This window comes from Actinomadura geliboluensis (assembly GCF_043197915.1).
GTDB lineage: Bacteria > Actinomycetota > Actinomycetes > Streptosporangiales > Streptosporangiaceae > Spirillospora > Spirillospora geliboluensis.
On the sequence record NZ_JBICUA010000011.1, the window covers coordinates 169,448 to 184,458 of the forward strand.

A 15,011-nucleotide genomic window follows, 5' to 3' on the forward strand; every position below is an offset into this window, starting at 1 on the left:
CAAGCCGATCAAGACGCCGACGCGGGCGCCGCGGCGCCCGCGTCGGCCGGGGTCACCCGGTCCGTTCGCGGACGAGGGCGGCGAGGTTCATCCGGGAGAGGCCGCGCAGGCCGGGGCGCTGCGCGAGCCAGGCGACGGCGAGCACGGCCAGCGCCGACCAGGCGAACGTCGCGGGCTTGATCTCGGCGTGGAAGGACATCAGGTCGCTGTTGAACGCGCCGAGGAACGCGCCGGTCGCGAGCCGCCCGAGGACCAGGCCGGGGACCGCGCCGGCGGCGACCACGAGCAGGTTCTCGGCGGTGACGAGCCGGGCGAGGCGGCGCCGCCCGACGCCGGCGGCGCGCAGGGTGGCCAGTTCGGTGCCGCGTTCGGCGAGGTTGACCGACAGGGTGGCGAACAGCACGGTGAAGGCCAGCAGCCCGCCGAACGCGAGCATGACCGCGACGAACACGTAGAACAGGTTCATGTACTGGTCCATGGTCTTCTTCAGTGCCTGCGCGTCGGTGTAGGCGACGACGCCGGGCCGGGCGGCGAGGGCGTGCTCGACGGCGGCGCGGTCGGCGCCGGGGTCGAACGTCACGAGGACGGTGTCGGGCCGGGCGCCGGGGTCCCACGCGGCGACCTGGTCGAGGGAGGCGTAGGCGTAGGTGCCGAGCGGCTCGTCCACGAACCCGGCGACGGTGGTGGTGACGGTGCGGCCGCCGGGCAGGCGCAGCCCGATCCGGTCGCCGGTGTCCACGCCGAGCTTGCCGCGCAGCGCGGCGCCGATCAGCGCGCCCCGCCCGGGCAGCGCCCGCTCACCGCCGTCGGGGGTGAGGAAGCGGTGCATCGTCGTGGTCTCGGGGAGGCCGACGACGGTGGTGGAGTACCCGGCGTCCCCGGCGGTGATCGTGACGGGCACGTGCGCGGCGGGCTCGGCGGCGCGGACGCCCCGCGTCCCGGCGATCGCGGCGAGGCCGCCGCCGTCGAGGGGGCGGCCGAGGGTGAGCTCGGCGTCCTGCCGCTGGATCCGGTCGAACTGGCGGGACACGGTGGCCTGGGAGGAGTCGAGCATCCCCCACGACACCAGGATCAGCACGAGGGCGAGGACGACGCCGGCCATGGTGTAGAGGGTGCGGCGGAACTGGCGGGCGGGGCCCCGCAGCACCAGCCACGCCCCGGCGGGCAGCCGCCCGGCGAACGGCAGCGCCCGCTCCAGCCGGGCGAGGAGCCCCGCTCCCCCGGTGCGGGGGACGGTGCCGCGCATCGCCTCGGCGGGCGGGACGCGGGCGGCCGCCACGGCGGGGGCGAGGGCGGCGAGGGCGCCCGCGACGATCCCGAACGCGAGCCCGGCGAGGACGGTGGTGGCGCGCACCGACACCAGCGTCTCCGGCAGCCCGATCGCGTCCCCGTACAGCCGCGTGACCGTCCCGGCGAGCAGCAGCCCGGCGCCGACGCCGAGGACGGACCCGGCGCCGCCGACCGCGACGCCGGTCGCCAGGTAGTGCCCGACTAGGGTGCGGCGGCGGAACCCGCTGGCGCGCAGCGTGCCGATGACGACGCGGTCGCGGGCGACGCGGCGGGTCAGCACCACGTACACGGCGACGCCTGCGGCGGCGAGGAACAGCAGCGGGAACATCACCGCCAGCTCGGAGAACCCCTTGATGTCCTCGGCGAGGGTGGCGTTGGAGGGCTGCTCGGCGCGGGGGATCGCGGCGCCGGCGCCGTGGCCGCGGGCGGCGGCGGTCAGGGCCGCGTCCAGTTCGGCGGCCCGGTCGCGGCCCGCGGAGGTGTAGTACACGGCCACCTGGTTGGGCGCGGCGGCGCCGGCGATGCTGCGGGCGAGCGGCTCGGGGACGAACAGCACCCCGAACGAGCCGGGCGCGGGCAGCACGTCCTGGCGGCTGGCGGCGGGCCACAGGTACTCGGGCGAGGACGCGGTGCCGCGCACGCGCACCGTCCGCCACGCGCGGCCGTCCCACACCGACACCCCGTCGCCGGGCTTGAGGTGCGCGTGGTCGGCGATGTGCCGCTCGGCGAGGACGCCGTCGGGCGCGGCGGGGTCGAGGTAGGCGCCGGTGAGGACCTTCACCCGGTTCACCTCGGGCTGGGACCCGGCGGGCAGCCCGACGACGCGGCCGACGAGGGTGTCCCCGCCGGGCATGCGCAGCGGGACGTCGGCGACGGTGCGGGCGGCGGCGGCCGCCACACCGGGCCGGGCCGCCGCCTCCCCGGCGATCGCGGCGGCGTCGCCGCCCGACAGGGTGAGGTCGGCGAACCGGTAGTCGCGGAAGGTCTGCTGGTATCCGGCGTCCAGGTTCTTGTAGGCGTCGTAGGACGCGCCGAACAGCGCGACGCCGAGCATGACCAGCACCACCACCGCCACCAGCTGCGCGGGGCGGCGCCGCAGGTCGCGGCGGAGCTTGGTGTTGAGGACGCTCACCACGTCACCTCGTCGGCGCCGGCGGGCGCGTCGTTGGCGGTGACCTCGACGATGCGGCCGGAGCGCATCCGCACCACGCGGTGCGCGATCGCGGCGATGGCGGCGTTGTGGGTGACGACGAGGACGGTCCTGCCCTCGGCGTTGAGGTCCTTCAGGACGCGCAGGACGCCGCGCCCGGTCTCCAGGTCGAGGGCGCCGGTGGGCTCGTCGCACAGCAGCAGCGCGGGGTCCTTGGCGATGGCGCGGGCGATCGCGACGCGCTGCTGCTCGCCGCCCGACAGCTGCGCGGGGAAGTGCCCGGCGCGCTCGGCGAGCCCGACGGCGGCGAGCGCGGCCTCGGCGCGCTCGCGGTCGCCGCGGCCGGTCAGCTCGGCGACCAGCCGGACGTTCTCCAGCGCGGTCAGCGACGGGACGAGGTTGAAGAACTGGAACACGAACCCGACGGTGTCGCGCCGGTAGGCGGTACGGCCGTCCTCGCCGAGGCGGGAGATGTCGCGGCCGCCGGCGACGACCTCGCCCTCGGTGGCGGGCTCGATCCCGCCGATCAGGTTGAGCAGGGTCGTCTTGCCGGACCCGGACGGGCCGAGCAGCACGGCGAACTCGCCCTGCCGCACCTCCAGGTCGGCCTCGCGCAGCGCGTGGACGGCGGCGTGGCCCGTCCCGTAGGTCTTGCCGGCGCCGCGCAGCAGGACCGCCGGCGGGGCGTCGGCCCGCGCGGTCCCGGCCGCGCCGGCGGGTGCCGGCTCACTGGCGTGTCGCGTCATCCTCGTCTCCTCCGTCTTCGTCGGCGCGCCCGGCCGTGCGATGGGGCGCGGGGCCGGGGGCGCGCAGCAGGGCCAGCAGCCCGGCCGCCGCGTCGCCCGCCTCGGTCTCGGGGTCGATCAGCACGTGCATGAGCAGCCCGTCCAGCAGGGCCGCGATCACCACGGCGAGGCCGCGCGGGTCGGCGTCGGCGCGCAGCGTGCCGGCCGCCTGGTTCTCGGCGAGCCGGGCGGCGAGCAGGTCGCGGAACATCCGGATCTGCCGCTCGGTCTCGGCGCGCAGCTCCGCGTCGCGGATCCCGTGCAGCATCGCCTCGACCATCACCCGCTGCCCGGCGGTGCCGGGGCCGCGCGCCACCAGCTCGCGGACCGCGTCGGCGACCCCGGCGAGGGCGTCCCCGGCGCGCAGGATCGCCTCGACCGGGCCCTCCAGCTCCTTCTCGACCGCGTGCATGACCGCGGCCCGCCGCAGGGCGTCCACGGACCCGAAGTAGTAGTGCACGAGCGCGTTGTTGGCCTGCGCCCGGTCGGCCACGACCCGCGACGTCACCGCGGCCCAGCCGCCCTCGGCCATCACCGCGACGGCCGCCTCCAGCAGCCGGATCCGGGTCGGCGCCTCGCCGTCCGCCATCGCTCCCCCGCTTCTTGGTCACTCGCTTTAAGCAACTGCCCAACACAGTAGACCCGAACCTTTGCACCATGCAACAGTCCAGCTCGCGGGCACGAAAAAGCCGCCGGCCTCCCGCGCCCGGTGGGGCGGGAGGCCGGCGGCCGAGATCGGCGGCGCGGGCCGCGGTCAGGCGTCGCGGCGCTTGAGCAGGTACGCGGCGACGGCGAGGAGCGCGGCCGTCCAGAGGGCGAAGACGCCGTACCCCTGCCAGGGCGACAGGATGTCGTCGGGGCCCTGGTGGGCCTTGGCGATCAGCGCGCCCGCCTCCGACGGCAGGTAGGCGTGGATGTGGTCGCCGACGCTGCCGGGCAGCAGCATCGCCAGCGGCGCCAGCACCAGCACGAACCCGATGACGCCGGTGATGCCGCCGGCGGTGTGCCGCACGATCGCGCCGACGGCGAGCGCGAACAGCCCGAGCATCGCCAGGTACAGGCCGCCGCCGATGACGGCGCGCAGCACGCCGTCGTCGCCGAGGGAGACCTCGATCTTGTCGCCGCTGATCGCCGAGCCGATGAAGAACGACCCGAACGACACCGCGACGCCGAGGACGAGCACGACGGCCGCGAACACGGCCGCCTTGGCCCACAGCATCGGCAGCCGCCGCGGCACCGCGAGCAGGCTGGCGCGGATCATGCCGGTGGAGTACTCGGAGGCGACCACCAGCACGCCGAGCACGCAGATCGCCAGCTGGCTGAGGAAGAAGCCGCTGCCGAGGATGAAGCTGACCGGGTCGGCGGCGATCTGCGCCCGGTCGGTCGGGCTCGCGTTGTCCCACTGGGCGATGGTGAGGCCGACCAGCAGCGCGGTGAACCCGAGGTCGAGGACGACCAGCAGGATCAGCGACCACAGCGTGGACCGGACCGTGCGGATCTTCGTCCACTCGGCGACCAGCAGCCGCCCGAAGCCGGGCTTGGCGAACTCGTCCGGACCGGCCTGGGGCGCGGCGGCGGTGGCGGGCGTTGTCATCGCGGCTCTCCCTCTGCGCTCGGAACGGCTCCGGGGGCGGCTCCCGGCACGGCGCCGGGCACGTCTCCGGCGCCGGGGAGCGCTCCGGGCGCGCCGGGTGCTCCGAGGGCGCCCTCGCCGGCGCCGTACTCGACGCTGTCGCGGGTCAGTTCCATGAACGCCGCCTCCAGGGAGCCCCGGGTCGGGGTCAGCTCGTGCAGGACGATCCCCTCGGCGGCGGCGAGCTCGCCCACGCGGGGCGCCTCCATGTGGGTGACGGTGAGCAGGCCCTCGCCGCCCGGCTCGGCCTTGCCGCCCTCGGCGGAGACGACGCCGGCCAGGCGCTCGGCGTCGGGGCTGCGCACGACCACCGCCTTCTGGGTGCTGCGCTCGATGAACTCCTCGGTGGAGCAGTCGGCGATCAGCCGGCCGCGGCCGATGACGATGAGGTGCTCGGCGGTGACGGCCATCTCGTTCATGAGGTGGCTGGAGACGAACACGGTCCGGCCCTCGGCGGCGAGCCGCTGCATGAGGGTGCGGATCCACACGATGCCCTCGGGGTCGAGGCCGTTGACGGGCTCGTCCAGGATCAGCACGGACGGGTCGCCGAGCAGCGCGGCGGCGATGCCGAGCCGCTGCCCCATGCCGAGGGAGAACCCGCCGGCGCGCTTGCGGGCGGGCCCGGTGAGCCCGACGAGGTCGATGACCTCGTCGACGCGCTTGCGGCCGATGCCCTGCGTCTGCGCCAGGCACAGCAGGTGGTTGTAGGCGCTGCGGCCGGTGTGCACGGCCCGCGCCTCCAGCAGCGCGCCGACCACGCGCAGCGGCGCGTTCAGGTCGCGGTAGTGGCGGCCGTGGATGCGGGCGTCGCCGCGGTCGGGCCGGTCCAGCCCGAGCAGCAGCCGCATGGTGGTCGACTTGCCCGCCCCGTTCGGGCCGAGGAAGCCGGTGACCCGGCCGGGGACGACCGTGAAGGACAGGTCGTCCACGGCGGTCTTGTCGCCGTAGCGCTTGGTGAGGTTCTCCGCCTCGATCATTCACACGTCCCGGTCGGTTCGGCGGCGTTTTCCGTGATCACGGTCACACTAGCGCGTCCGGCGCGGGGCGCGGATCCTCCGGAGTGCGGAGCCGCCTCCGACCTTCGGAGGGGGTGCCGGCCTGGGGGTCCCGCGCCGCCCGGCCTTATTGACCGTTCGTCAATAGGTGCGGGAGGATGGCGGCCACGCTCCGACCGCTCGGGAGGCACGCTTGCCCGCCACACCCCCGATCCCCGCGCCCGACCTGCCGGCCGAGCGGCTCGCCGACCGCGACGTGCTGCGCGCGCTGGCCGCCGAGCCCCTCGTCGGCCTCGCCGCCGGCCGGGCCCTGCTGATGCAGCTCGCCCACCCCGCCGTGGCCCGCGGCGTCGCCGAGCACAGCGACTTCGCCGACCGGCCCCTCGCCCGGCTGTTCGGCACCCTGGACTTCCTGCTCGTCACCACCTTCGGCACGCCCAACCAGGTCGGCCGGATCGCCGCGAAGGTCCGCGGCATCCACGGCGCCGTCCGCGGCGAGGGCTACTCCGGCAACGACCCCGGCCTGCAGCTGTGGGTGAACGCCACCCTCATCGACTCGGCCCTGTACGTCCACGAGACCCTCATGCGGCCCCGCGACGACGGCCTGCCCGAGGACTACTACCGGCAGGCCCGCGTCGTCGCCGAGGTCCTCGGCTGCCCGCTGGACGCCCAGCCCGCCGACCTGGCCGAGTTCCGCGCCTACATGGCCGAGACGCTCGCCTCGCTGGAGGTCACCGACACCGCCCGCGAGGTCGCCGACGCCGTCCTGCGGCCCCGCAAACTGCGCGTCCTGTTCCCGGCCCTCGCGGTGTTCCGGCTCGTCACCGCGGCGATGCTGCCCGAGCCGCTGCGCGACCAGTACGGGCTGCCGTGGACGCCGGGCCGGCGCCGCGCCGCCGCGCTGCTGCTCGGCACCGCCTCCGCCGTGCACCGCGTCACGCCGGGCGTGCTGCGGCGGCCGCCGCAGCCGCTCCTGGTCCGCCTCGCCACCCACCGGGTGAACCGCACCCTGTCGGCCCGCCGCGCCCGCCGCCGCGACGGCCGCCCCTAGCCCGTGGGGCCGGGCTAGGCCACGGACGAGTACGCCACGACGCCGCGGCGCATCGCGTCCATCGCCCGCCGCGCGGTCTTGCGCAGGTGGCTGTTCTCCGGCGCCGCGTCGACGATCTGGCCGAGCAGGTCAAGCAGCTGCTTGACCGCGCGGACGAAGTCGCCCGCGGTCAGGTCGCTCTCCAGCAGCACCTCGTCCAGGTCGTCGCCCTTCGCCCACCGGTACGCCGTCCACGCGAACCCCAGGTCGGGCTCCCGCAGGAACGACACCCGGTTGTCGCGCTCGACCGCGTCCAGCTCCCCCCACAGCCGCACCATCGCGGCCAGGGCGTCCTGCGCGGCACCGCCCGGCGTCCGCGGCGGCGTCGCGTCGTCGGGCTGCCGCGACTCGTACACCAGCGCCGACACGCACGCGGCCAGCTCGGCGTGGCCGAGCTTGTCCCACAGCCCCTCGCGCAGGCTCTCGGCCGTCAGCAGGTCCAGCTCGTTGTAGATCCGGCCGAGGCGGCGGCCCGCCTCGGTCACCGCGTCGCCGTCGAGGTACCCGAGCTGCTGCAGCACCGCGCACACCCGGTCGAACGTCCGCGCGATCACCTGCGAGCGGCCCTCCACCCGGCGCCGCAGCTGCTCGGTCTCCCGGTCCAGCCGGTGGTACCGCTCCGCCCAGCGGGCGTGGTCCTCGCGCTGGTCGCAGCCGTGCACGGGATGGCGGCGCAGCTCCGCGCGCAGCCGCGTCACCTCGGCGTCCTCGGCCGCGGCCGAGTCGCCCCGCGACCGCTTGCGCTCCCGCACGTCGTCGGGCACCCGGTTGCGCAGCGTCGACGCCAGGTCGCGGCGGTCCTGCGGGTTGCGGGGACTGAACGACTTCGGCACCCGGATCCGGTCGACGGGCTCCACCGCGCGCGGGAAGTCCTGCACCGACAGCCGCTGCACCGACCGGTTCACCGTCAGCACCAGCGGCGCCGGGCCGTCCGAGCGGCGCCCCACCCCCGGGTCCAGCACGACGGCGAGGCCCGACCGCCGCCCCGACGGCACCAGGATCACATCGCCCGGCCGCAGCCGCTCCAGCGACTTCGCCGCCTCTGCGCGCCGCGCCGACGACCGCTCCCGCGACAGCTCCGCCTCCCGGTCCGACAGCCGCCGCCGCATCGCCGCGTACTCCATGAAGTCGCCCAGATGGCACTGCGCGGCCTCCGCGTACCCCTGCAGCGCCTCCTCGTTCTTGCGGACCTGCCGGGCCAGCCCGACCACCGCCCGGTCGGCCTGGAACTGCGCGAACGACTCCTCCAGCAGCGTCCGGGCCCGCTCGATCCCGACGGCGCCGACCAGGTTCACCGCCATGTTGTAGGACGGCCGGAAACTGGAGTTCAGCGGGTAGGTGCGGGTGCCCGCGAGCCCCGCCACCGACGCCGGCTCCACGTTCGGGCCCCACACCACCACGGCGTGGCCCTCCACGTCGATGCCGCGCCGCCCCGCCCGGCCCGTCAGCTGCGTGTACTCGCCGGGCGTCAGGTCGACGTGCGCCTCCCCGTTCCACTTGTCGAGCTTCTCGATCACCACGGTGCGGGCCGGCATGTTGATGCCGAGCGCCAGCGTCTCCGTCGCGAACACCGCCTTGATCAGCCCGCGGGTGAACAGCTCCTCGACGATCTCCTTGAACGTCGGCAGCATCCCGGCGTGGTGCGCGGCGACACCGCGCTCCAGCGCGTCCAGGAAGTCGCCGAACCCGAGGATCCGCAGGTCCTCCGGCGCGATGTCGGCGGTGCGCAGCTCGGCGTGCGCGCGGATCTCCTCCGCCTCCTCCTTCGAGGTCAGCCGGATCCCCGCGTGCAGGCACTGCAGCACCGCCGCGTCGCAGCCGGCCCGGGAGAAGATGAACGTGATCGCCGGGAGCAGCCCGGCGCGCTCCAGCCGCTCGATCACGTCCGGCCGGTGCGGCGGCCGGAACCGCTGCGGCCGCGGCGCCCGCCGCCGGCCCGTCCGCCGCCCCTGGTTGACCTTCGCGCGGCGGACCTCCTCCACCGCCATCCGCGTCAGCTGCGGGTTCAGCCGGGCCTGCCGGTCCTTGCCCTTGCCGGTGTCGGCGAACAGGTCGTACAGGCGGGAGCCGACGAGCATGTGCTGGAACAGCGGGACGGGACGGTGCTCGTCCACGATCACGGCGGTGTCGCCGCGGACCTCGTGCAGCCACTCGCCGAACTCCTCGGCGTTGGACACCGTCGCCGACAGCGCCACGATCCGCACCGAGTCCGGGACGTGGATGATCACCTCTTCCCAGACGGCGCCGCGGAACCGGTCGGCGAGGTAGTGCACCTCGTCCATCACCACGAACGCCAGCCCCGCCAGGGTCTGCGACCCCGCGTACAGCATGTTCCGCAGCACCTCGGTCGTCATCACGACGATCGGCGCCTCGCCGTTCACGCTGTTGTCACCCGTCAGCAGCCCCACCTTCTCGGGCCCGTACCGGCGGACGAGATCGGCGTACTTCTGGTTCGACAGCGCCTTGATCGGCGTGGTGTAGAAGCACTTGGTGCCGCCGGTCAGCGCCAGGTGGACGGCGAACTCCCCCACCACGGTCTTCCCGGATCCGGTGGGCGCGGCGACCAGGACGCCGCTGCCGTCCTCCAGCGCCTGGCACGCCTCCAGCTGGAACGGGTCCAGCTCGAAGTCGTACAGGGTGCGGAAGTCCAGCAGGGCCGGGCCGTGCCCCGCGGTGCGCCTGCGGTAGGCCGCGTAGCGCTGGGCCGGGGACTGCTCGGCCGACGTCGTGTCGGGGGTGGTCATACTTCGAGCCTACGGTTTCGACCGGCCCGATACCCAATCAGCGGGCCCGCTCGCCCTTCTCCAGCTCGGCGTCGATCGCCTCCAGGTCCAGCGGGGACGCCTCGTCGTCGGACAGGCCCGCGTACGGATCGGCGCGGTTGGCGCGGCGGCGGTCGTTGAGGAACGCCAGCAGCGCGGCGATCTCGAACAGCAGCACCGTCGGCAGCGCCAGCGCCAGCATCGTGAACGGGTCCGCGCTCGGCGTCGCGACCGCCGCGAACACGAAGATCCCGAACAGGATCATCCGCTGCGACCGGCGGATCCGCGACGAGCTCAGCACCCCGGCCAGGTTCAGCACCACCACGAACAGCGGGAGCTCGAACGTCAGCCCGAACACCAGCAGCATCGTCAGCACGTAGCCGAGATAGCTGTCGACCGTGATCAGGGGTTTGACGTCGTCGGCGACGAACCCCAGGAAGATCGCCAGGCCCTTGTCGACCGTCAGGTACGCCAGGCCGGTGCCGACGAAGAACAGCGGGACCGCCGCGCCCAGGAACACATACGTCCAGCGCCGCTCGCGCTGGTACAGCCCCGGCGCGATGAACGCCCACAGCTGGTACAGCCACACCGGCGCGGAGATCACCGCGCCGATGATGCAGGAGATCTTCAGCTTCAGGAAGAACGAGGAGAAGATCCCGTTGACGAACAGGGAGCACTGGTCCTTGTCGACCACGTGGGACTGCGGCAGCGAGCAGTACGGCTGCTTCAGGAAGTCCCAGACCGGGTCGAACAGCAGCCAGCCGGCGATCGCGCCGACCACGAAGGCCAGGATCGCCTTGATCAACCGGTTGCGCAGCTCACGGAGGTGGTCCATGAGCGGCATGCGGCCGTCGGGGGCGGCGTCGCGCCTGTTCAGCTTCATCGCGGGCATTCAGGCTCGGGGGCGGCGGGGCGGGATCGTCGCGGCGGGCCGTCAGCCCTGGCGGAGCCGGTCGGGGTCCGACACCGGCACACCCTGGATCGGCTCACCGGAACCGAGCGCACCGCGCGGGCGCCCGCCCTCGGCCGCGGCGGCCTCGCGCTCCAGCCGGGCCGCCTCCTCCCGCAGCCGCGCCGCGCGCTCGCGCGCGTCCGCCTCACCCTGCGGCTGCGCCGGGGACTGCGCCGCCGCCTGCGCCGGCTGCGCGGCCTGCTCGGCGGGCGCGTCGTCGTCCTCGCGCAGCCCCTTGGTCTCCGCCTTCAGGATCCGCGCGGACTTGCCCAGCGACCTCGCCAGCTGCGGCAGCTTCGCCGAACCGAAGATCAGCACGACGACCAGCAGAATGATGATCAGTTCGGGAGTCCCGATGTTCGGCATGGCAATCCTCTTCAGCAGACGGCACTCACGCAGATCGTACGCCCTCGCCGGACGTTTGTGACGACCGGGATTCGTCGAGGCGGGAGAGTTCATCGCGCAGCGCCGACTGTTTCGGCTCCAGCCGCCGCCTCGTGCGTTCCAGTTCACGACCGAAACGCCGCACGCCCAGCCACACCTTGAAGGCGCACCAGGCGAGCACGGCCAGCCCGGCGAAGCCCAGCGACACCGACACCGCGACCCACATCACCCGGCGAGGCTACCGGATCGCTACGCCAGCCCGTACCGGGACAGCGCCCGCGCCGCGTCCTCCCGCACCCCGGCCGCGACGGCCTCGGGCGCCACCACCCGGCCCTGGTCGCCGAGCCGCAGCGCCAGCCCCCGCACCCACCGCGCGTCCGGGGACCGCAGCACGACCCGCAGCCGCCCCTCCCCGAGCTCCTCCACGCTCTCGCACGGGTAGTAGTCCGCCACCCACCGGCCCCGCGGCGTCAGCTCCAGCGTCACCGCCGCGTCCTGCGGCGACGGCCGGAACAGCCCCGCGTCCACGTCGATCGGCTCCGCCTCGTCCGGCACCTGCGCCGGCACCTCCAGCACCGCCAGCCCGGCGATCCGGTCCAGCTTGAACAGCCGCACCGCCTCCGCCCGCCGGCACCACCCCTCCAGGTAGGTGTTGCCCTCCACCACCAGCAGCCGCATCGGGTCGACGTCCCGCTCGGTGTTCTCGTCCCGCGCCGGCACGTAGTACGTCAGGTGCACCCGGCGGCGCCGCGCGATCGCGTCGCGCAGCACCCCGACCGCGGTGCGCGCCGGGTCCGCGGTGCCGCCGTAGGCGTCCACCTCCACCGCTACCTTGCTGGACACCGCCGCGGCCTCCCCCGCCGCGCTCTCCAGCTTCGCGATCACCCGGCTCAGCGCGTCCCGGTCGTCCAGGTCCGGGATGCCCGCCAGCATCCGCAGCGCCACCAGCAGCGCCGACGCCTCGTCGGTCTTCAGCCGCAGCGGCCGCGCGATCGACTCCGCCTCCGCCACCGTGATCTCCCCGCCCTCGTAGGACAGGTCGATCGGGCAGTACGGGTCCGGCGCCCGCAGCTCCACGCACCACAGCAGGTTCAGGTCGTCGATCAGCTGCTTCTCGGTCACCCCGAACGCCGCCGCCGCCTCGCCGAGGAGCACCGAGTCCCGGTTCACCACGTACGGCACCAGGGCCAGCAGCCGCCCCAGCCGGTCGGTCGACGTCGTCGCCGCCGCCTTCCCGCTCATCGGACCTCCCCCTCCGGCGCCGGCCGGGCGCCCGCGCCCGCCAGCACCGACTTCAGATGCTGGATCACCGCCTCCCGCAGGTCGGGCGGGTCCAGCACCACCACGTCGTCGGCGAACCGCGCCAGGTACGGCGCGAACCGGTCCACGTCACGGAACGTCAGCACCGCCTCGTCCCAGTCGCCGTCCCACGCCGCGTCCTCCACCGGGCGCACGTCCCGGGCCCACCGCCGCGGGCCCTGCGCCGCGCCCCGCCGCAGCCGCACCACCGCCGGCCGCGGCTCGCTCACCGGGTCGCCCCAGTCGAACGCGATGCGCCGCACGTCCACCCCGTCCGGGACGGTCACCGACCCCGCCGCGCCGTCCGCCGCGACCTCGCCCACGATGCGGCTCAGCCGGAACACCCGCTGCTCGTCGCGGTCGCGGTCGAACCCCACCACGTACCAGCGGCCGCGGCGGCTCACCACCCCCCACGGCTCCAGGTGCCGCCGCACCACCGACGTCCGCCCGATGCCCTGGTAGTCGAACGCCACCGGCCGGCCGTCCCGCACCGCCTCCCACAGCGCCGCGAACGACGGCTCGTGGGTGTTCACCCGCGGCTCGATCCCCACCGCGGGCGCCGCGTCGGTCTCCACCCCCGCCGCGCGCAGCTTCAGCAGCGCCCCCGACGCGGCCTCCGCCATGCTCGCCCGCTGCCACACCCGCGCCGCGAGGCCCAGCACCGCCGCCTCGTCCGGCGTCAGATGGATGTCGGGCAGCTCGTAGGCCTGCGGCGGGATCCGGTACCCGATCTCCTCACCGCCGCCGCCCTGCAGGTCGCTGCCCACCTCGAGGGGGACGCCGAGCTCGCGGAGCTCCTCCTTGTCCCGCTCGAACATGCGCTTGAACGCCTCATCGGAGTCCGGGTAGCCGGGCACGGCCCGGCGGATCTGCTCGGCCGTCAGATAGCGCCGGGTCGCGAGCAGGCAGACCACCAGATTCAGCAAGCGCTCGGTCTTGCGCCGCGACACTCCGCCACCACCTCGTTCCCTCCGTGTCCCCGCGTGGCCCCGCCCCCGCCGGGTGGGCCGATCGCCCCCGCGAGCCGTCGTGCAGGACGCTACCGTTTCCCGGTGTGATCCGATGGCGCAAAGGCACAGTCGAGGACATCCGCCGCGAATGGCCGGGGGCGGTCGAGCTGACCGTCTCGATCGGGGGCAACGGCACGCACCGCGCCCTGGCCTATCCCGCCCTGGTGGGCCGGCCCGAACCGGGCGATACCGTCCTGCTCAACACTACGGCCTTGGCGATGGGCCTCGGCACCGGCGGCTACGCCATGGTCGTCGCGGTCCCCGACCGGCTCCCGCCCGACCCCGCCGGCCCCGGCCACCTGGTCAAGGCCCGCTACACCCCGCTCCAGGCCACCGTCCTCGGCGCCGACGAGCAGGACTCCCCCCACCACGACCTGCTCCGCGACGCCGACTCCCTCGGCGGCATGCCCGTCATCGTCGCCGACCTGCACTCGGCGCTGCCGCCGATCCTGGCCGCGCTGCTGGCCGCCCGGCCCGCCACCCGCGTCGTGTACGTCATGCCGGACGGCGGCGCGCTGCCGGCCTGGTTCTCCATGTCCATCGCCCGGCTCAAGGACGCCGGGGCCCTGGCCGCCACCGTCACCGCCGGGCAGGCGTTCGGCGGCGACCTCGAAGCCGTCACCGTCCACACCGGGCTCCTCGCCGCGCGGCTCGTCCTGGGCGCCGAGGTCGCCGTCCTCGCCCAGGGCCCCGGCAACCTCGGCACCGGGACGAAATGGGGGTTCTCCGGCGTCTCCGCCGGCGAGGCCGTCAACGCTGCGTCCGTCCTCGGCGGCCGGCCCGTCGGCTCACTGCGCGTCAGCGAGGGCGACAAGCGCGAGCGCCACATCGGCGTCTCCCACCACTCCCTCACCGCCTACGGCCGCGTCGCCCTCGCCGCCGCCGACATCCCCGTCCCGGAACTCGGCGGCGCCTTCGGCGCCCGCGTCGCCGCCGAGGCCGCCCCGCTCGGCGACCGGCACCGGCTCGTCCCCGTCCCCGTCGACGGCCTCCACGAGACCCTCAGCGCCGCCGAGAAGGACTGGGGCGTCCGGCTGTCCACCATGGGCCGCCGGCTCGACGAGGACCTCCCCTACTTCCTCACGGCGGCCGCCGCCGGCCGCCACACCGCCGCCCTGCTCGGCTAGGAGACCCCGGCGGCCCCCGCCGCCGCGGTCTCCTCCGCGGCGGCGGCCTCGGCGGCGGTGTAGGACGCGTTGAACGTGAACGCGCGCGGGGACGGGCCGTGGGCGCGCAGCAGCGCGAGGCGCTCCAAGCCCTCTTCCACGGTCGGGATCTTGCCCGCCGGGATCCACCACATGACCAGATGCGCCTCCAGGTGCCGCCGGAACCACTCCCGGCGCCGCCGCAGCGTCTCCAGGTGGGCGCTGCGGTACACGAAGTCCCACAACTCCTCGGCCGACTCCCACACCGAGTAGTTGACGATCACATCGGCGCCGGCGGGGCGCATGCCGGTCGCGTCCGCCTCCCCCTCCTCCACCAGGCGCCACACGAAGCCCGGCGCGGCGTCGGCGAGCGCGTTCACCGGGTCGAGCAGCGCGACGAAGTCGGCCATGCCCGGCGCGTCGAGGGCCTCCAGGAGGGTGGCGACGTTGAACTCGGCGAGATGGTACGCGGCGTCATCGGTCATGATCCCCACCTCACCACGGCGCGCGTTTCTA

Annotated in this window: 14 protein-coding genes; 2 read left to right on the plus strand and 12 right to left on the minus strand. The window is 74.8% G+C overall.

The window, feature by feature from the left end; translation table 11 throughout:
* Nucleotides 1-52 precede the first annotated feature (52 nt).
* The 5 genes from ACGFI1_RS32205 to ACGFI1_RS32225 all read right to left on the minus strand — a co-directional run bounded on the left by ACGFI1_RS32205 (nt 53) and on the right by ACGFI1_RS32225 (nt 5,835).
* Entirely contained in the window at nt 53-2,422 is a 2,370-nt protein-coding gene (locus tag ACGFI1_RS32205) for an ABC transporter permease (protein WP_392790874.1), read from the minus strand.
* The gene (locus tag ACGFI1_RS32210; protein ID WP_392790877.1) at nt 2,419-3,186 is read right to left on the minus strand and encodes an ABC transporter ATP-binding protein; all 768 of its coding nucleotides are present in this window, start codon (nt 3,184-3,186) and stop codon (nt 2,419-2,421) included. Before ACGFI1_RS32210 ends, ACGFI1_RS32205 begins: the two co-directional genes overlap by 4 nt.
* Entirely contained in the window at nt 3,167-3,814 is a 648-nt protein-coding gene (locus tag ACGFI1_RS32215; RefSeq protein WP_392790879.1) for a TetR/AcrR family transcriptional regulator, read from the minus strand. Before ACGFI1_RS32215 ends, ACGFI1_RS32210 begins: the two co-directional genes overlap by 20 nt.
* A 165-nt stretch (nt 3,815-3,979) precedes the next feature.
* Entirely contained in the window at nt 3,980-4,819 is an 840-nt protein-coding gene (locus ACGFI1_RS32220) for an ABC transporter permease (RefSeq protein ID WP_392790882.1), read from the minus strand.
* On the minus strand, nt 4,816-5,835 hold the full coding sequence (locus ACGFI1_RS32225; RefSeq protein ID WP_386865557.1) for an ABC transporter ATP-binding protein: 1,020 nt from the start codon (nt 5,833-5,835) through the stop codon (nt 4,816-4,818). Before ACGFI1_RS32225 ends, ACGFI1_RS32220 begins: the two co-directional genes overlap by 4 nt.
* Before the next feature lie 211 nt (nt 5,836-6,046).
* On the opposite strand from ACGFI1_RS32225, the gene ACGFI1_RS32230 reads away from it, so the two are divergent.
* A complete protein-coding gene (locus tag ACGFI1_RS32230; RefSeq protein ID WP_392790885.1) occupies nt 6,047-6,904 on the plus strand; it encodes an oxygenase MpaB family protein in 858 nt (285 codons plus the stop codon).
* A gap of 14 nt (nt 6,905-6,918) precedes the next feature.
* On the opposite strand, the gene ACGFI1_RS32235 is transcribed toward ACGFI1_RS32230, so the two are convergent.
* The 6 genes from ACGFI1_RS32235 to ACGFI1_RS32260 are packed head-to-tail and all read right to left on the minus strand — an operon-like array spanning nt 6,919 to nt 13,266.
* The gene (locus tag ACGFI1_RS32235; protein ID WP_301177308.1) at nt 6,919-9,687 is read right to left on the minus strand and encodes a DEAD/DEAH box helicase; all 2,769 of its coding nucleotides are present in this window, start codon (nt 9,685-9,687) and stop codon (nt 6,919-6,921) included.
* A 37-nt stretch (nt 9,688-9,724) separates the two neighbouring features.
* Entirely contained in the window at nt 9,725-10,588 is an 864-nt protein-coding gene (tatC, locus tag ACGFI1_RS32240; RefSeq protein ID WP_364552935.1) for a twin-arginine translocase subunit TatC, read from the minus strand.
* A gap of 51 nt (nt 10,589-10,639) precedes the next feature.
* A complete protein-coding gene (gene tatA, locus ACGFI1_RS32245) occupies nt 10,640-11,023 on the minus strand; it encodes a Sec-independent protein translocase subunit TatA (protein ID WP_301177310.1) in 384 nt (127 codons plus the stop codon).
* A 25-nt stretch (nt 11,024-11,048) separates the two neighbouring features.
* Nucleotides 11,049-11,267 (minus strand): hypothetical protein, encoded by a 219-nt coding sequence (locus tag ACGFI1_RS32250; protein WP_301177319.1) that lies wholly within the window; start codon nt 11,265-11,267, stop codon nt 11,049-11,051.
* A 23-nt stretch (nt 11,268-11,290) separates the two neighbouring features.
* Nucleotides 11,291-12,283, minus strand: coding sequence for a helix-turn-helix transcriptional regulator (locus ACGFI1_RS32255; RefSeq protein ID WP_301177311.1), 993 nt, complete (start codon nt 12,281-12,283; stop codon nt 11,291-11,293).
* Nucleotides 12,280-13,266 (minus strand): helix-turn-helix transcriptional regulator, encoded by a 987-nt coding sequence (locus ACGFI1_RS32260; protein ID WP_392790888.1) that lies wholly within the window; start codon nt 13,264-13,266, stop codon nt 12,280-12,282. Before ACGFI1_RS32260 ends, ACGFI1_RS32255 begins: the two co-directional genes overlap by 4 nt.
* Nucleotides 13,267-13,394: 128 nt before the next feature.
* Here ACGFI1_RS32260 and ACGFI1_RS32265 point away from each other — a divergent pair, with 128 nt between their 5' ends.
* Nucleotides 13,395-14,477, plus strand: a complete 1,083-nt coding sequence (locus ACGFI1_RS32265; protein WP_392790890.1) for a DUF3866 family protein — start codon at nt 13,395-13,397, stop codon at nt 14,475-14,477.
* On the opposite strand, the gene ACGFI1_RS32270 is transcribed toward ACGFI1_RS32265, so the two are convergent.
* The gene (locus tag ACGFI1_RS32270) at nt 14,474-14,980 is read right to left on the minus strand and encodes a DUF3291 domain-containing protein (RefSeq protein WP_392790892.1); all 507 of its coding nucleotides are present in this window, start codon (nt 14,978-14,980) and stop codon (nt 14,474-14,476) included. The genes ACGFI1_RS32265 and ACGFI1_RS32270 overlap by 4 nt on opposite strands.
* Between the last annotated feature and the right edge of the window lie 31 nt (nt 14,981-15,011).